The sequence below is a fragment of the Enterococcus sp. E4-223 genome, from assembly GCF_035727065.1.
GTDB classification, from domain to species: domain Bacteria; phylum Bacillota; class Bacilli; order Lactobacillales; family Enterococcaceae; genus Enterococcus_B; species Enterococcus_B faecium.
On sequence record NZ_JAPMLH010000001.1, the window covers coordinates 419344 to 438001 of the forward strand.

Genomic DNA, 18658 nt, shown 5'->3' on the forward strand with positions numbered 1-18658 from the left:
GATGGTTAGAAATGTCACTACTATGTAAACTTGTACCTGAACGCTGTATTGCATGCGGTCTTTGTCAAATCGAAGCGCCAGATATTTTCGATTATGATGAAGAAGGAATCGTTTTATTTGCCCAAGAACCAGAGGCTCATCAACAGTTCGTGATGCCGGAAGAAGAAACATATGTAAAAAAAGCGTATCAAAAATGTCCAGTTCGAGCGATTTTATTAGAAAATAAAATATAAATATAAACGAAACTTTAAAAACGTACACTAAGTTCTCTAAACTTGAAAATAAGCCGGGATCTGTTTCTCTTGTTCCGTGAAATCCCGACTTATTTTGAAAGATTCATTTGCTATCTATAGTTAATTGACTAGTTTTTTCACGGACCCTATAGGACCCATTTATATTATTTCAACTTTTTCAGCCAGTTTTCCAATGTATTGACGATCACAGTTTGCTGGTCTGCGTTAGAAATTTCTGCCTCTCCATCTCCTTTTTGCTCACCATAGCTGCCAAAACCTCCATGATTTCCGCCATTGATTGATACATACTCTGTTCTTTCCGGTAAATACTGCTTAGCTTCTTGATAAGCTTCCTGATTCAATACTTTATCTTTTGTCGCCGTGATCGATAAAACAGGGACAGCTGATTCTGTCAATGTTCCTTTTTTGTCGGGGTAACTTGCCATGAAGAATACCCCTTTTAAATGTTTGTCTGAATGATTCTTATTGACATAACGACTTGCCATTACGCCACCTAATGAATGGCCACCGATCACATAATCGGAATTTGGAAAATCTTCTTTGACCTTATCCGCTTTGTTTCCGCCCATCACTGCTAGATCAAGTGGCATTTTGACAATAGCGACTGAAAAGCCGTTTTTTGCTAAATCTTGCGCCCAAATACTATAACTTTCTGGCTCTACGAGAGCACCAGGATAAAAAATAAGTAATGGAGACTTTCCATGATTCTTTTTCTCTCCTTCAAAAAATAAGTAATCTTCTTTGTTTTTTCCTTCTTTTACCAACACTTGCGCTTCTGACGATGGTTCGTACGTATTTTGCTGTATATAGTAATAACCGGCTCCACCGAGTAATCCTAAAATGATGACTAAGCCAATTAGTATTCGTCTAAATATTTTCACTTTCTCCCACCTTTTCTATCTGAGTGACCCCTTTTTCTTAATCAAGTATGATTATACCTTAAAAAAAATAAGAGAGAAATGCAAACTTTCCAGCATCAAATAAAAAAAGACGGAATATCCATTTGAATATCCGCCCTTTTTGTATGTTTATTTTTATTTAGCACATAAACGATACACAGCTTCTGCATAAATTTCCATTGCTGTATACATACTACTTAATTCCCATCGTTCATTCGCCTGGTGCATAAAGTCAGGAGTATCAGGGAACATCGCACCGAATGCCACACACTGGTTCATCGTACGAGCAAAAGTAGCGCCGCCTGATACAAACGGTTCAGTCATGTCTCCAGTAATATCGCGATATGTCCCCAATAGATTTTTCACTAACTCACTGTCTAGTGGCACGTATAATGAATCAAGGAAGTCAAATTCTTCATAAGTCAACCCATATTTTTCTGCTGTTTTAGTTAATTTAGCTACTAAATCATCTTTCTTGAATGTAACAGGGATTCTCATATCTACACCGATTTTTGTTTGTTCTGGTGTGATTTCCAAACTTGCAAAGTTCATCGTTAGCTCGCCGGATTGTTCATCTTCTGTTTTGCCCACGACAGCTTCACCAGTTGCATTTTCTTGAACTAATTTTCCTAAGAAATTGATTGGGCCAAAATCGAATACTTCTGAAAGAGCAATTGCCAGACGAGAAATAGCATTCACTCCTTGTGCTGCATCTTTCGCGTGGATACTTTTACCAAGAACGACGATGCCTTCACCTTGTTCTTCGAAATCGAATTCGTGTTTTTTCAATGCTTCTTTTACTTCAGAAAGCTTTTCTCCAGAGTAAGGAGCTGCATCAGGAACAACATTCAACGCTCCTCCAGCTTTTACAGAAAACTCGTTCGTTCCTGGTCCTGTCAAGTAAGCTTGCAATAAGCCTTTTTCTGCATAAATTAAAGGAAATTCAGCATCTGGCGCAAATCCTTGCGTAATTCCTTCTTCTTTTTCGTTATATTTTTCTAAACAACGCCATAAATTTTCTTCATCTGTACCAAAGATAAAACGAATACGTGTCTTGAATTCCACGCCAGCATCAATCAAAGCTTTGACGGCATACATTGCCGCAATAGAAGGACCTTTGTCATCTTGGGATCCGCGACCAACTAACCAGCCGTCTTTTATAGTTGGATCGAATGGTTTTGTTTCCCAATTATTTTCGTCCCCTGCTGGAACAACGTCCATATGACACAAGATACCGAATAATTCATCTCCAGAGCCAATCTCTGAATAACCGTAATAGCCTTCTGGATCTTTAAATGTTCTAAATCCTAGCTTTTCACTGATTTCCAATACTTTATCCAAAGCTTCAATCACTTTTTTACCGAAGGGATGTCCTTGTCCTGAATCTGCTTCATCTAGTACGGAAGGAATTCGGATCAATTCGCTCAATGATTCTAATGCTTGTTCATGATGTTGTTCTGTCACAAATTTTTTCATGATATTATCCTCCTAATATGTTAAAAAGGGTCATGTCAAATTCCTCCGACACAACCTCTTCTTCTCAAATAATGACGTTTTAAGCCTGCTCCATCAGCAAGCAGAATGTTCTTAACAAATGATGAAAGAAAAAACACTCACTGAATGGAGCTATTGACTTGTCCACGTGCTTATCGATAGCCGTTTATCGGTTTCTTCATTCTTATGATAGACCTTGTACCTGTATTTGTCTAGGTTTAGAACATTGCTGCTACACCTAGGATCACACAGATGGCTACAAATAATATCGCAATTAATTTACCGGTAAATTTCCACCACACTGAAACATCGAAACGAGCAATTGCTACAGCACCCATTACGATAGCAGATGTTGGTGTAATTAAGTTTACTAAACCAGATGCAGATTGATAAGCAGTGATTACTAAATCCTTACCGACGCCGGCAAATTCACCCATAGGTCCCATGATTCCCATTGTTGCAGCAGCTAAGCCGGAAGTTGAAGGAATCAAGAATGACATAGGGATATAGAAAATAAATGTAATAATGATGAATACACTTGAAGATAATGAACTTAATCCTTGTTCGCCCCAATGTAAGATGGTGTCTGTGATTAATCCATTGTTCATAACCACTTGGATACCACGAGCAACAGCTACTACGATTGCTACACCGATCAAATCAGAAGCACCAGCTAAAAATTCAGAGACAAATTCAGACTCTTTCATGCCATAAGTGATTGCTACTACGATGGACATTACTAAGAATAACATAGTAATTTCTGGGAAGTACCAGTCACCTAATGGAAGCATGCTTTTACCTAGAACAGTACCTAGTACCGGAAGGTTTGTTAACCAGTTTGTCAATGATTCAAAAATCGTGAAATTCGCATTCAAGGTTGTCCAAGGAATCAAACTGATGATCATGATACCAAAAGTAATAAAGAACAATACATTAACATGTTTTTGTTTTTTCGTGATTACTTCTTGACGACCGATTGCTTCAATATCGAAATGCTTCATATCTTCTTTACGTTGGTTGTATACTAATGATTTTGTTGGATCTTTTTCGATCTTTGATGCATAACGATACACATATACAATAGAAATAGCTAACAAAATAACGAACATCAAGAATCGAAGACCAATACCTTCACCCATCGAAATCCCAACAGCTTGTGAAGCTACGCCTGTTGCAAAAGGATTTACCGTTGAAGCTAGACAGCCTACTTGAGACCCTACTAATACGATTGCTACAGCTACTACTGTATCAAAGCCTACAGCCATCATGACTGGGATCAGTAAAGCATAGAATGGAATCGTTTCTTCTGCCATTCCGTAAGTAGAGCCGCCTAATGCAAATAACAGCATCAATACTGGAATAAGCATTTTTTCTTTTCCTTTGAATTTCTTCACAACTGAAGCAATCCCGGCATCTAGTGCCCCTGTTTTGTTGATAATACCTAAAAATCCACCAACAACCAAAATGAAGAAAGAGATTGGGATTGCAGCAGGTGTTTCTTTAGTTAGCTCCCCCGCTGGTACACCTAGCATCCCATTGATTGGCGCCATGAAAATATCCCACAGCCCTTGAGGATTTTGTTGTACTCGTTCATATGATCCAGCGACGATGTTGCCTGCATCGTCTACACTATAGTGCCCAGCTGGTATAAACCAAGTAAGTACAGCGATTACTGCAATAATAATAAATAAGACCGTATACGCTGAAGGCATTTGAAATTTTTTCTTTTTTGTTTGTTCCATCTTCTTCTTCCTTTCTTTTCCGTTAGAGACAACAATTTTGGCTCTAATGTTATTTTATCAAAAAGAGTATCAGAACAAAAATAATAACACGCATTTTGTAAAACTTTTGTTCAAAAAGTTCGTTTTTCCCTATTCCCTCCTCTTTTTTCAGGTTTTTAAAGCTTTCTTCTTTTTCATTGTAGCGTTTCCTTTTTTTTATAAACAAACATTTTCGTCTTTTAAAAGGAGAAGAATTTCACATTTGCAAAGAATTGATTGATTTTTATGCATAAATCAAAAAAATACTCAAAACAAACAAATAAAACGTTTACATTATTGCATGTCTTGTATTTTTTTCCAAAAAAAAAGACCAAGAAATTTCTTGATCTTTTTGATATTTATTTGACTGCTGTATGACGTTGTTCGAACTGATGTTGTTTTCGACTTAACCATGGAAGAAGTTGCGCATGCAGCACTAAAAAGACAGCGCTCACGATGAATCCTTTGATCAAGTTGAAAGGAACGATCCCAATCAGTACATAGTTTGCTAAAGACATACCTAGCATCTGTGTTGCGTTCAGTCCTAAAAACATTAAGTAAAGAGGCGTAATAACGAAATAATTTGCGATACTCATAAAAATAGTTAGAGCGATGGTTCCTGTAATGACACCTAAAAATTTGTTTCTTCCTTTATGCTGTTTCTTTACACTAAAGAAATAATAAATCGGGAATGTAAAGATCGTTGTTGATAAGAAACTAGCAGTGTCTCCTACCAAATTATCCGGAGAAAAACCTGTAGTCAGCAGATGTAATACTGAACGCAAGAACGCTGTTGCAACTCCGGCCGCTGGACCGAATAAGAACATGCTGATCAATACCGGGATATCACTAAAATCGATCTTCAAAAAACTAAAAGCCGGCATGATCGGAAAAGCAAAATACTGTAAAACTAATGCGATCGCAGCAAACATCGCTACTGCAACCATTTTCTGTACACGGGTGTTCTTCATTTGAAATCCTCCTGTTAGGACTCCTCTTCAGCGAACTTTTTGACGTTTCTCTCCAAATGAAAAAACTCTATTTTCCAGGGAAAATAGAGTTAGAGTTATTTGATCAAGCGTCGTCAAATAAGCTCTATCTTCTTTATCCAGACTATACTGTCGGTATCGGAATTTCACCGATTCAGCTATTTTTTGCAAAATAGGTCGTGGACTATAACCACCGGTCGGGAATTTCACCCTGCCCCTGAAGACGAACCTTATATAATTTTTGTTTACATATTCATTATACATATCTATTCAAAAAACGCAACATCTAACACTTATAAAAAGTAAGTGTTCATTTTGAGTGGTTCAGCAAACTGCTGACTTCTTTTTTGTTCAGTTCACGGTAATCCCCAGGACGTAGGCCTTGTAAAGTCAGATCTCCGTATTTTTCACGTTTTAGTTTTTGCACAGGAAGACCAACTGCTTGAAGCATATTTTTCACTTGATGATTACGTCCTTCGTGGATCGTCAATTCCACAATACTGTGGTTTGTCTTAGGATCCACTGATAAAATTTGGAATTTAGCTGGAGATGTTTTTCGTCCTTCGATCTTTATTCCTTTTGTCAAAGGTGCAAGCATCGATTTTGTAGCGATCCCTTTTACCTTTGCAACGTAAACTTTATCCACTTCATGTTTTGGATGTGTCAGGCGCTGAGCAAAATCTCCATCATTTGTCAGTAGCAAGATCCCCGAAGTATCGTAATCCAGTCGACCTACAGGATAGATACGTTCTTTTACCATCGGCAAAAGATCCGTAACAACTTTTCTTCCTTTGTCATCTGCAACAGCAGAAATAACTCCTTTAGGTTTGTACAATAAATAATAACCGTATTCTTCTTGATAAATTGGGACTTCATCCACTTCCACAGTGTCATGTTTCCCAACTTTTATCCCTAATTCCCTTACAACTTGTCCGTTTACTTTTACACGTCCTGCAAGGATGAATTCTTCTGCTTTTCGACGAGAAGTGATGCCAGCGTGGGCAATTACTTTCTGCAATCTCTCCATTACAATTATTCTCCTTTATTCATTCCATCAAAGAATAGATCTGGTGACACGTCTTCTTCAAGTGAAATTTCCATTTCTTGTGTATCAGGCAGTTCTTCTAATGATTTCAAACCAAAATAATCTAAGAAGTAGCCAGTTGTTCCATATAATATCGGCCGACCTGGCCCTTCTACTCTACCTTTTTCTTCAATCAGTTTATGGGCAGCTAGACGCTGTACCGCTCCTGAAACCTGAACTCCTCGAATCTGCTCGATTTCAGCTCTTGTGATTGGCTGTTTATAAGCGATGATTGCTAAGGTTTCGACAGCGGCTTGAGATAATGTGTTTGATGTCCCTTGCGCATATCGCTTAAGTAAGGGAGCCAGCTCTTTTTTAGTCGTTAATACATAATGGCTTTCCGTTTCAAAAATATGCAAAGCTGAGTGCGAGTTTTGAGTGTAAGATTCTTTTAATTCTTTCACTAAACTTGTGACTTCTGCTTCGCTGAGATTTAACAGTCCGCTTAATTCTTCATTACTGATCCCTTCCTCGCCAACAATAAAAAGAAGGGCTTCAAGTTCACTTAATTTCGTCATGTTCGGTATCTCCTACTGCTGGATAAAGCATAATTGATTCATAGTTTTCTTTTTGTTGCGCAATGATTTGCCTTTTTTTCATCAATTCTAGCAAAGCCATAAAAGTAGTGACAACTTCACTTTTAGAAGGTGACTCAAAAAAAGAATCGAAAGTACAGCCATGCGCATTTCTTTTTATACGCTCTTCGATAAATACCATTCGTTCTTCGATCGTTGTGTCATCGGGCGTGATCGTTTTTTCCACTTTTTGAGAAAATTTCTTACGTTCTAAGATTTTCTGCATGGCACGGATCAAATCGATTTTTTTGACTTGTCCTCGCTTCAACGGCTTTTCAGCATCCGCTAACCCATCGATGTTCATAGGTTCTTTTGTGTAATAAAGACTTCGTTCCTCTGCTTTTTCTGTCAGTCTTTCAGCTGCATATTTATATTTACGGTATTCTAAAAGCTGAGTGACCAATTCTTCTCGAGGATCTTCTTCCCATAATTCTTCATCATCTGTGACGAATTCTTGGACAGGAAGCAATGTCTTGCTTTTGATTGCCATCAATGTAGCAGCCATCACTAAGTATTCTCCTGCAACAGCTAGCTCTAGTGTTTTCATTGTATGGATATAATTCATATATTGCTCCGTGATCGTAGCGATCGGTATATCATATATATCGATTTCCATTTGCTGAATCAGATGAAGCAGCAGATCGAGAGGACCCTCGAATACATCTAATTTAATATTGATCTCCGTCAACTCATTCACTCTTTCTTCTTTTTCTTTGCTAGCCATTTTCCAATGTAAGGCTCTGTGATTTCAGTTGCACGGATGGAGACATCCGGGTACTTTTCCTGTAATTCATCTAACATTTGAAAGCCCATATTCTCACCGCGATAAGACGGATTCAAAGAAATGTCATGGATGATCAGCTGATCGTTCGTTGCCCAGTAAATACCAATAATCCCTTGAATGTTGGTTGAACCTTCTGGCGTAAAGAAAAAAAGTTCATAATCGTCTTCAGATTCGTACGTATCAATCTCCTTCAACAAAGAAGTTTTACCTGTCAGTTTCTTATGGAAACTCAATAGTCCCATAGCAATTTTACGGTTTTCTTTCCGGTAATGTGTTAACATCTTCTCACCTTCCTATGACTAAGCCCTTGGAAAATGCTGCTTATAAACATCCGTCATTCTTTTCTTCGTGATATGTGTATAAATCTGAGTCGTAGAGATATCCGCGTGACCTAACAATTCCTGTACTGTCCGCAAATCAGCTCCATTTTCTAGCAGATGTGTGGCAAAGCTATGCCGCAGCGTATGTGGTGTTACTTCTTTGTAAATCCCAGCCTCTCGTACTAGCTGCTTCAGATTTTTCCAGATTCCTTGCCGAGAAAGACCTTTCCCATGATTATTGACAAATACATGCATTTCAGATGCGTCCTTTACAAGTAATGGACGTGCTTCGTCTAAGTAGCGTTCCAGCCATTGGATCGCATAATCACCTAAAGGAATGATCCGCTCTTTATCTCCTTTTCCAACTGTCTGTACCAGTCCAAGAGAAAGATGAAGATCTCCCAATTTCAATCCAATCAATTCACTGACGCGCATCCCTGTAGCATACATGACTTCCAAGATTGCACGATCTCTTATCCCTAACGTTTTTGACGTATCAGGTGCTTCAATCAGATTTTCTACTTCTGTCAGAGTCAATGTACTTGGTAATTTCTGTGCTTTCTTCGGCGTATCGATATGTTGCATCGGATCATGATCAGTGATACGCTCTTGCCGTAAAAACTGATGGAATCTTCTAAGACTTGAGATCATCCGAGTAACAGTTGCTGTCGCTTTTTTTTCTTCATGCAACTTCTCCAGAAAACGGATGACTAAAAAGCGATCGACATCCTGCCATGAAGCAATTTTCTGCTCCTGTAGAAAATGCAAGTACTGTTCCAAATCACGTTCATAGCTTTGTCGTGTATTGGCGGACAATCCCCGTTCAATATTCAAGTAGTGGAGATAATCGTTGATTTGCTCTTTCATAATAATCCCCCTCATGCCTCTCTATCATATCAGATACCGCTTCATTCTGATAGTCTTTTTCCATAATCTGAGCAAAGAAAAAGCCGTCTAGACACTCAGACGGACTGGTTTCTTTTTTCTTTTTCATAACATTCCTGACAGATTCCATGGAACGTCAGCCGATGATCTTTTACTAAAAAATGATAACGTTCTTCAACTACTTGCTCCACTTCAAGTAAAAGATCCTCTTCTACTTCCTCGATCGTGCCGCAGTTCAAGCATAGTAAATGATGATGGAAATGTTTGGCGCCTTCTTTTCTCAAATCATAACGGGCTAATCCATCATTAAAACTTACTTTATCGACAATTTTCAATTCTGTCAAGATTTCAAGGGTTCGATAAACAGTAGCAAGTCCAATTTCCGGACTCTTTTTTTTCACTAAAAAGAAGATTTCTTCTGCAGATAAATGCTCTTTCTCATTTTCCAAAAGCACAAGCAGAGTAGCTTCTCTTTGCGGTGTCAGCTTAAACCCCGCTTCATGTAGCTGCTGTTTTGTTTTTTTCATCGCCGAAATAGCATTCATGACCATTTACTCAACCCCAACAATTTATAATAATTACAAATAAAAAAAGATATAACACTGTGTTAATTAAAATTATTATAAGCTAGTTAAGAAAAACATGCAAGGGATTCTCAATTAGATTTTTTGACTAATTTTGTCACACCGTTTTCTTGTTTAATCAGTCCTTGTTTCAAAAGATTACCTAATGCGCGCTTAAATGCTCCTTTGCTGATACCAAAAGCTTTCATGATTTCTTCTGGATCCGATTTATCTGTAAAGTTGATTTGCTGATCTGCAGAACGTTCTAAAATGGTTAAAATCATTTGTGCATCATCTGATATAGCTTCATATGCTCTTGGCTTCAATGAAAGATTCAGTACACCGTCTGGTCGGACACCAATCACTCGACCTTTTATCTGCTCGCCTAGACGAGGTTCATTATATCGTTCAGAAGGATGGATAAACCCAAGATAGAAATCTTCCGTTAAAACGTACGTACCTGTTAATTTCAAGCGGTATGCTGTTCCTATCACATCTTTGTTTTTCATTTCTTCTGTTCCATATTTGCTTAAAGATTTGAATATTTTTTCATCTGCTAAACTGCCCCAAATACGGTCTTTTGCATCAACTCTAAGGGAAATCATCAAGCGATCCCCTTTTTTAGGCCATAGCTCTGTCATTGTCGGCAATTCATCAAGAGATACGACAAAGTCTTTATCTGGAAGACCGATATCGACAAACGCACCTAAATCTTTTCGTGTAGCAGTAACGATTCCAAAAGCGTAATGACCGATACGGCTTTTAGGAATTTGTGTAGTGATCCGATTTTCATGTTTTTGATTTTGGTAACCGAATCCTTCAACTGCTTCACCGATTTTGTGTTCACCTTCTGATTTGCTTAAGCCAAAGGTTTGTCCGTTTTTTTGGACAAAGTAGTTTTTTTCATTTTCATCAATAATAATACCTGTAAATATAGTTGCTAATAAATCGTTCATTTTTTTCTCCCTCTATAGTGAAAGGTTTTCTTAATACATTTCTTTGCTATCATAACATAATGTTATCTACTTGAATAGCTGAGCCTTGGTTTGGAAAGGTGAAAAAAGGAGTATGACAACAGTTGTGTCATACTCCCCTTTTTCGAATAAACGGTGTTAAACGGCAGGCTCACAGCCTCTTTCATTTGCCTAAAATTAATTGCTCCCATTTCCTCCGAACCATCCAGTTTTACAGTTGATGGTTACGATGTAAAATGGCAAAGCACTTTCTCCAATGCCTTTCATCAATGCAGATTTTGTTGAAGTGGCATATAGATTGTAATAGCCTTCCCCATTTTCGATTCTGGCTTTTTCTAATCTGTATCCTCCTTCAACGATATATCCACGTTGGATACATGTAGCAATCACTTTGCTTTGGACACCTGGTGCCCACGTCCATGCTGGATTAGATGCATCGGCAATATCACTTGCTCTGGCAGATTTGATTGGCTGATTCGCTGAGTTTGAAGAGGAAGGGGTCGAGGATGCCGCTTCTTGCTGTGCTGCTTGTGCGACCGCAGTTTGTTGAGCGGCTTGAGCTGCAGCTGCTGCTTGAGCGGCTTGTTTTGCTTGTTCTTCAGCTGCTTTTTTCGCTTCTTCTGCTTTTTTCTTTTCCTCTTCTTCTTTTTTCTCTTTATCAGTGAGCATCTTATTTACTTGTTGCAATTGTTCATTCAACTGAGCAGATAGATCTGTATTTTTCACTTTTTCTACTGCTTCTTTTGCCGTCTTGTATTGGTCGCGTGTTGCTGAATCCACTACTTTTCCGTCTTTAAAGACTATAGCTGTTTTTTCTTTAGCTGTTTGCAATTCAGCATATTGATTTTTAGCTTCTGTTTGTGCTTGTTGAATCAATTTTCCAAAATCTGTGTTATCCGTTTCGATTGCTTGGATCTCTTTATCTGCTTTCAACTTGATGTCATATGCTAGATGATCATCGACGATGGCAGGTGCTATGAACCACTCATTCACTTTTTGGATATCTCGGATCTTAGATTGGATATCTTGGTAAGTTGTTTCTAACTCTGAATATCCTTTTTCATTCTTAAGACTGGATAAATCATTTTTTAGTTTTGATAAATCTTGATGAATCATATCTGCACGAATAAATTGATGGTGATCATCTGTATAAAAGGCAGCAAGTTTCTCATGAAGTTCTTCCATTTGTTGCTGTCTTTTTGCTTCTGCTGCTACTTCGGCTTCTACTTTTTGATGATGGTCATAATAAGCCCAGCCTCCCCCACCTAGTAGAAGAACTACTGCTAAAGCGAGATACGGCACTTTTTTTGATTTTTTCTTTTGTGTATTATCTAAATCTTTTTTTTCTGGGTTTGATTCTTGAGGCGTTTTTTCAGTATTTGGCACGATTGTTATTGGTTCTGTTTCTGCTTCAATCAGCTCAGGCTGGTTCTCTTCTTTTTCTATTTTAGCTTCAAGAGCAGTGCTATCTTCACTTGCAGATTGAGTTTCAGCATCGGCTTCATTATTTATTCCATCCGACTCTGTTGCCTTCTTGTCTGCTTTTTCGAGCATTTCTTTTTTATCTGCTTCCGGCAACCCATTCGATTTCTCGTCTTCTGATTGTTTTTCAGACAATGTTTCAGTTTTTTCCGGGATATCCGTTTTTAGATCATTCGTTTTTAATGATTCTTTACCTGCAGCGTTTACTCCACTAATGTCTTTTTCAGTGTCTTTTTCAGCTTCATGTTCTGGTTCTACTTTGTTTTCCTGTGCAATTTTTTCACTGATCATTTTGAGCAGCTCTTCCGCATGCTCTTCCTTTGTATCTTCACGATGTGCTTTGATATAGGCGGATAGTATAGAATTTTCTTCCTCATTATCGACGATTTCTTTTAGTTCAGCTACTCTTCTTTTTTGTTTTGATTCAAGGGTTTCTTCTTGATTCTTTCCTGATGTTTCCGAAGTCTCACGAACAGTCGCTTTCTTCTGTTCCCTTTTTTCTTTATTGGCTACTTTATCGTGAGTAGATGATACATCGTCTTCTGGTTCTGCTTTTTCGAATAATTCCATTACAGATTCTAGAGGTAAATCTTTCAATTCCGACCATTCGATTGGATCGTTTAATTCTGTATCAGGAAAGACTGCATCTTCAGTTGATTTATCCTGCATAGCTGCATCTGTATTTGTTTCTTCAATTGATTCTTTTATTTGCTGATCTTCTGCAGTTAGTTGATGACCGCAGTCTGGACAGATAGTATTCTGCTCCATTTTTTTCGATCCGCAATTTGGACATTTTTTCATCACTTAGCGATCGGCTCCTTTACTAGGTTTACGCTACCATTTAATCTATCATATTCTATACGTCACGCCAATAGCTTATTTTTAGGATTTACTTAAAAATAATGAATGAATTTCCTTCCTATAGAAAAAAAAGCTTGAGACCGCGTAGTCCCAAGCTTTTTTTCTTTTAAAATAAACCAAACCATTTTACTGATTTCTCTTCTGGTCAATAGTTCATGCTTATTCTAAGAAGTCTTTTAATTGTTTTGAACGAGAAGGATGGCGTAATTTTCTCAACGCTTTAGCCTCGATCTGACGAATACGTTCCCGAGTAACACCAAATACTTTCCCTACTTCTTCCAATGTTCTCGTCCGGCCATCATCTAAACCAAAACGTAAGCGAAGGACATTTTCCTCCCGGTCAGTCAATGTATCTAGTACATCTTCCAATTGTTCTTTTAGTAACTCATAAGCTGCGTGTTCTGCTGGACTTGTTGCTTCCTGGTCTTCTATGAAATCACCTAAGTGAGAGTCATCTTCTTCACCGATTGGCGTTTCAAGTGAAACAGGTTCTTGCGCGATTTTCAAGATTTCTCGGACTTTTTCTGTTGGAAGATCCATTTCCGCACCGATTTCTTCTGGCGTAGGTTCTCTTCCAAGGTCTTGCAACAATTGACGCTGGATACGAATCAATTTATTGATTGTTTCTACCATGTGAACTGGAATACGGATCGTACGTGCTTGGTCGGCGATTGCACGAGTAATTGCTTGACGAATCCACCATGTAGCATAAGTAGAAAACTTGAACCCTTTGCGATAGTCAAATTTTTCAACTGCCTTCATCAGCCCCATATTTCCTTCTTGGATCAAGTCAAGGAACTGCATGCCTCGCCCTACATAACGTTTAGCGATACTTACTACTAAACGAAGGTTTGCTTCTGCTAAACGCTGTTTTGCTTCTTGGTCGCCTTCTTCGATTTTCAATGCTAACGCTACTTCTTCTTCCGCAGTTAAAAGGGAGACACGGCCAATTTCTTTCAGATACATACGAACCGGGTCATTGATTTTTACACCGGTTGGCGCAGATAGATCTTCTGTTTTTGCCTGTTCAGCTTTTTTCTCAGCACTTTTCAAGCTGTGAATTGATGGATCACCATTTTCATCCACCACACTGATACCTGCGTCTTCAATCTTTTGGATCAATTTGTCCATTTCATCTGCATTCAAAGTGAATGGTGTAGCAAGCTGATTGGATAAATCATCATATACAACTTGTCGTTTGGGTTTGTTTTCTTTGATGAAAGCTGCTACTGCTGCTTCATACGTTTTTTTATCTGTTCCATTTGCCATAAAAGAAGGCCCCCCTTGAGTAGCTATTTGGCTTGTTTTAACTGTTTCGTTAAATTGATGATTTCAATCGTCAATTCAAGCTCAAGCTGTTTGTTTCCAGTTCGTCTGGCTTCTTGCTGCATTTGTTTTTTTAATGTTATTTCATCAGCTAAGCCAGATTTGCTGATCACATCTAGCAAGTCTTGGATTTCTCGTGGCGAACTTTCTTCTGCCACCGGTAAATATTCGATTTCCACCACCAACCGCCTTAAATTTTCATCTTGCAAAAAGTCTAAAAACTCTGCAAGGTTGAATTCATAATGTTGTGAGACATATGCATCGAATAAAAAATAAACTTCTGCATATGCATCATGAATAAACTGAAATTCTCGTTCTTTTAAAATATTACGGACAGAAACTTCTTTAAATGCACGATATAATAGAATCTGCTCTGCCTTTTCTACTTGCGTCAAAGGTCTCTTTTTCCGTGCAGTTTCTTGTCTCGTAACCTGAGTGTGTTGACTTTCCTGAGGTTCTTGACGATTTTGCTGATTTGTCCTTCGAAGATCGCGCAGTTGTTTTTGTATCGTCTCTCTGCCGATCTGAAACTCTGTTGACAGTTGAGATAGATACATATCTTGTTCGATTGGTGAAACAACTCGGCTAAGTTCAACTAGTAATTCTTCGAGGTATTCGATCTTGTCTTTTTCATTATCTAAATTTTTCCCTTGTTTTAAATAACGTGATTTAAAAGTAAAGACTGTTTCGCGCCCATGAGCCACTAATTCTTGGAAAGATGCTTCTCCATACTTACGGAGATATTCATCCGGGTCGAGTTTTTCTGGAACGACTACGACAGAAAGTGCTAAGCGACTGTTTTGCCGAAGCAATTCAATGCCTCGATTGGTTGCTTCAAAACCTGCGTTGTCTCCGTCATAGCAAAAGACCAATTCTTTCGTCAGCTTTTCCATTTGTTGGATCTGTTGAGCTGTTAGACTTGTCCCCATAGAAGCTAATCCAGTTTTGATACCAGTCTGCCATGCAGCAATCACATCCATAAACCCTTCGAACAACAAAATTTCTCCGTTTTTCCGGATATCGCTTCTTGCTTTATCAAGATTAAATAAAACTTGTCTTTTATTGAACAGTTCTGTTTCTGGACTATTCAAGTATTTGGGCTGATCTTTTTCCTGCCCTTTTTCAGGTGCAAGCCAGCGTCCTGAAAAACCGATCGTCTGGCCTTGAGAATTACGAAGTGGAAACATCACTCTTTGATAAAAACGATCAGACATACGGCCATCATCATGCGTGACAAACAATCCAGAGCGTTCTAACAATTCATTTGAAATTGATTCATTCTTGAATACTTGCTGAAGAAAAGAACGCTCATTAGGTGCAAAACCTATGTTGAATTCTTCAATTAATTCTAAAGACAACCCACGATTTTGCAAATATTCTAAAGCTGGCTGTCCAGCTTTTGTATGCAATAGCATGTGATGATAGATTTCCGCTGCTTTTTCATGAGCAGCAATCAGTTTCCCCGTAGCAGATTCAGGATTTTGGACAGCTATAGTACGCTGACGCCATTGATCTTCTAACGGTATCTGTTCGAAGTCTGCCACTTTTACCACTGCTTCTGGAAAACTTAGACCTTCTAGTTCTTGAAGAAAAGTAAACACGTTTCCGCCCTTACCACAACCAAAGCAATGAAAAATCTGCTTGTCTTCTGCAACAGAAAAAGACGGTGTACGTTCTTCATGAAAAGGACACAGCCCCAAGTAATTTTTACCAGACTTTTTCAACTGGACATATTGTCCAATCACCTCAACGATATTCGTTTGACTGCGTACTGTTTCGATAACCTCTTGAGGAATCCGTTGAGCCATTTTTCCACCCCCTGCTCTATTGATATCTTTTGGGTTTAACAGAAGATATTTCAGGAGAATAACCGGTAAAAAATCGCACTAACTGAAATCAGTGCGATTTTAAAGGACACAATTATACATGTTTGATTGTATCATATTTCATTGCTTTTTCAAGTATAACACATTTCTATCTCATTAAGCATCAATTTGCTACTCTTTTCAGTAACTGATTTTGAATATCAGCCTTCCAGTACAATACTCGAAGAACAATATTTACGAGCATGAATACAAAGAAGTATCCTACGCTCTCTCCCAACCCTAAGTTTACTTCCAAAATTCCATGGAACAGCATTGCAGCTACATATATCCCTACGATCGTCGTTACTGCTAGGAAGATGCGCAATGGGTTGAAGGGATAACAAGCTTTTACAACTGCCATGCAACTGATCCCAATCAGCAAGTAATACATCAAAGTAGTAGTTTCAGCATTTCCCCATGCGAATGTTTTTCCAAGTAGATACACCGCAATGATATTCACTACTACAAGCAAGGCATTTGGTAAAGCATTAATAAGTGCTGTAGGCAAATAACGGTAAGTGATTTTTCTTTTATCTTGTTCAAAAGATAAAAAGAAGGAAGGATACCCTTCAATCGCTAAATCAATCAGCGTGATTTGGATAGGGATAAACGGAAATCCAATTGCTGTAACGGCACATATAATCGATAAAATAAATGAATAAATCGTTTTGATAAAAAAGATGCCTGAGACTTTCGTCACATTGTTGACCACTCGGCGTCCTTCAAATAGGACTTCTGGCAATGTAGTAAAATCAGAGTCCAACAATACCAGATTCGCAATCTGACGTGTTGCTCCATCACCTTCTGCCATAGCAATGCTGCAATCTGCTTCTCTTAACGCCAAAACATCATTCACACCGTCGCCTGTCATTGCAACCGTTCTGCCGCTTTCTTTCAATTCATTTACCAGCAATTTCTTTTGCTGAGGACTCACTCGTCCAAAAACCGTATAGCGATGAGCAGCTTCTCGCACTTCCATTTCTTCAGTAATTTGAGAAAGATCGACATACGCATCATAATTCGGTAATCCTGCACGTCTAGCGATATTGGAGACAGTAAAAGGATTGTCTCCAGAAATCACTTTCAGATCCACACCTTCCTCATGAAGATAAGCTAGTGTTTCTTGAGCGTTTTTTCGGATTGGATCATCGATTTCAAACAGAGCAACCGGCTCAACAAATGCTGGTTTTTCTTCGTTCAATTGCTGATTTGGAGCGATCCCCAACATAAGTACGCGATATCCATTCGCTTGGGCTGTTTTTAGACTGTCCGGAAGCCGATCTTCTTCCACCAAACGTTCAGGCGCTCCTACGTACACGACTCCCAGTTCTGGAAATTCCATCGCGCCCCATTTGCGATCAGAAGAAAATGCGACTTTGTTTGTCACATCATACCGATTAGAAAGCTCAAAATAATCTCTCATAGCCCGCATAGTGATGTTGTTATCACTGCTTTCTGCCAGATACGTCCCCATAATTTCTGGGATGGCTTTCTCGTACAGCGGATGTAGTGCTTCTACCCGCTGGATACTCATTTTTCCTTCAGTAATGGTCCCTGTTTTATCCAAGCATAATGTATCGACATGGGCCAGCGTTTCAATTGAATACATGTCTTGAACAAGGATTCGTTTTTTTGCCAGTTTGGTTACCCCTGTCGTTAATGCAATACTTATTAGCAATACCAAACCCTTTGGAAGCATGCCTAACAAAGCTGCTGCAGATGCAATAACAGAAATTTTGATAGAAGCATCGCGGATGAACAGTGCTTCCAAAAATAGTATGATCCCCAAAGGAATAATCACGAAACTAGTGAATTTGGATACTTTGCGAATCGAATCTACAAGTTCAGAACGAATAGCTTTGTGAGTCTTTGCCTCGCTAGTCAAGCGGACAGCATAATTATCTGCACCTACTCGGATAACTTCAGCCATGACAGAACCGCTTGTCAAAAAGCTTCCAGAAAGCAATTCAGCTCCAGTTTCTTTGACAATCAAATCAGATTCGCCTGTCAAAAGAGCTTCATTTGCTTCTGCCCGTCCAGATATAACCTGTAAATCGGCTGGTATCTGTTCTCCTGCTCCGATTTTTACCAAATCTCCTAATACCAGCTCTTTAGTAGAAATCGATTGTTCTTTACCGTCCCGGATTACTAGTACTTCTGATTGGGAAACAATCGATAATTTCCGTACAAGATTTCTTGCATGTATTTCTTGATAAATTCCAATAACGATATTGACGACAATAATTGCTAAATACGCCATGTTGGAATACGCACCTACAAATAACAGACAAATCCCAATACCAAAGTTCAGAAAATTGAATAACGTCAATATATTATCGCTGAATATTTGTTTTGTACTTTTTGATGCATCTTCCTGGTAGTCATTTTGCTGGCCAGAAGCCATTTTCTGAACTACCTCTTGCTGTGTAAGTCCATTCATTTTCTTTTTCTCCATTTTCCGCCAACTTTCAAAAATAATCACGTGTTTAAGTCTAGCGTGTTCCAAGATTAAAAACAACTTGTTTTTATAAAATTTATAGAAA

16 protein-coding genes and 1 riboswitch are annotated in these 18658 nt (G+C 38.5%); of the genes, 1 reads left to right on the top strand and 15 read right to left on the bottom strand.

All coding sequences use genetic code 11. From position 1 onward, the window contains the following. Window positions 1-11: 11 nt before the first annotated feature. Entirely contained in the window at window positions 12-233 is a 222-nt protein-coding gene (locus tag OS139_RS02100) for a ferredoxin (protein ID WP_002294401.1), read from the top strand. Window positions 234-397: 164 nt separating this feature from the next. Here OS139_RS02100 and OS139_RS02105 read toward each other — a convergent pair whose 3' ends face one another. The 15 genes from OS139_RS02105 to OS139_RS02175 all read right to left on the bottom strand — a co-directional run bounded on the left by OS139_RS02105 (window position 398) and on the right by OS139_RS02175 (window position 18555). Further along, on the bottom strand, window positions 398-1135 hold the full coding sequence (locus OS139_RS02105) for a thioesterase (RefSeq protein ID WP_002294400.1): 738 nt from the start codon (window positions 1133-1135) through the stop codon (window positions 398-400). A gap of 153 nt (window positions 1136-1288) precedes the next feature. Beyond that, window positions 1289-2629 (bottom strand): M20 family metallopeptidase, encoded by a 1341-nt coding sequence (locus OS139_RS02110; RefSeq protein WP_002306940.1) that lies wholly within the window; start codon window positions 2627-2629, stop codon window positions 1289-1291. A gap of 236 nt (window positions 2630-2865) precedes the next feature. Next, entirely contained in the window at window positions 2866-4389 is a 1524-nt protein-coding gene (locus tag OS139_RS02115; protein WP_002290168.1) for a YfcC family protein, read from the bottom strand. Between the two features lie 377 nt (window positions 4390-4766). Next, on the bottom strand, window positions 4767-5378 hold the full coding sequence (locus tag OS139_RS02120) for an ECF transporter S component (protein ID WP_002294393.1): 612 nt from the start codon (window positions 5376-5378) through the stop codon (window positions 4767-4769). A gap of 122 nt (window positions 5379-5500) precedes the next feature. Then, window positions 5501-5625, bottom strand: a riboswitch (FMN riboswitch). 81 nt (window positions 5626-5706) lie between these two features. Next, the gene (locus OS139_RS02125; RefSeq protein ID WP_002294391.1) at window positions 5707-6423 is read right to left on the bottom strand and encodes a pseudouridine synthase; all 717 of its coding nucleotides are present in this window, start codon (window positions 6421-6423) and stop codon (window positions 5707-5709) included. A 5-nt stretch (window positions 6424-6428) separates the two neighbouring features. Continuing rightward, on the bottom strand, window positions 6429-6998 hold the full coding sequence (scpB, locus tag OS139_RS02130) for an SMC-Scp complex subunit ScpB (protein ID WP_002296975.1): 570 nt from the start codon (window positions 6996-6998) through the stop codon (window positions 6429-6431). Beyond that, entirely contained in the window at window positions 6982-7752 is a 771-nt protein-coding gene (locus OS139_RS02135; protein WP_284589394.1) for a segregation/condensation protein A, read from the bottom strand. The genes scpB and OS139_RS02135 overlap by 17 nt, the downstream gene beginning before the upstream one ends. Further along, on the bottom strand, window positions 7749-8120 hold the full coding sequence (locus OS139_RS02140) for a GNAT family N-acetyltransferase (protein ID WP_002294387.1): 372 nt from the start codon (window positions 8118-8120) through the stop codon (window positions 7749-7751). The genes OS139_RS02135 and OS139_RS02140 overlap by 4 nt, the downstream gene beginning before the upstream one ends. A gap of 18 nt (window positions 8121-8138) precedes the next feature. Then, window positions 8139-9026, bottom strand: coding sequence for a site-specific tyrosine recombinase XerD (xerD, locus tag OS139_RS02145; protein WP_002331869.1), 888 nt, complete (start codon window positions 9024-9026; stop codon window positions 8139-8141). A 95-nt stretch (window positions 9027-9121) separates the two neighbouring features. After that, entirely contained in the window at window positions 9122-9595 is a 474-nt protein-coding gene (fur, locus tag OS139_RS02150; protein WP_002294385.1) for a ferric iron uptake transcriptional regulator, read from the bottom strand. A 104-nt stretch (window positions 9596-9699) separates the two neighbouring features. Continuing rightward, entirely contained in the window at window positions 9700-10563 is an 864-nt protein-coding gene (locus OS139_RS02155) for a virulence factor B family protein (RefSeq protein WP_002306946.1), read from the bottom strand. A 195-nt stretch (window positions 10564-10758) separates the two neighbouring features. Continuing rightward, window positions 10759-12864 (bottom strand): cell division site-positioning protein MapZ family protein, encoded by a 2106-nt coding sequence (locus OS139_RS02160; RefSeq protein WP_016627898.1) that lies wholly within the window; start codon window positions 12862-12864, stop codon window positions 10759-10761. A 219-nt stretch (window positions 12865-13083) separates the two neighbouring features. Then, a complete protein-coding gene (gene rpoD / locus OS139_RS02165) occupies window positions 13084-14193 on the bottom strand; it encodes an RNA polymerase sigma factor RpoD (RefSeq protein ID WP_002289498.1) in 1110 nt (369 codons plus the stop codon). Between the two features lie 23 nt (window positions 14194-14216). Continuing rightward, the gene (dnaG, locus tag OS139_RS02170; RefSeq protein ID WP_002331871.1) at window positions 14217-16058 is read right to left on the bottom strand and encodes a DNA primase; all 1842 of its coding nucleotides are present in this window, start codon (window positions 16056-16058) and stop codon (window positions 14217-14219) included. Window positions 16059-16239: 181 nt separating this feature from the next. Then, complete coding sequence (locus OS139_RS02175; protein ID WP_002303731.1) at window positions 16240-18555, bottom strand: cation-translocating P-type ATPase; 2316 nt, start codon at window positions 18553-18555, stop codon at window positions 16240-16242. Between the last annotated feature and the right edge of the window lie 103 nt (window positions 18556-18658).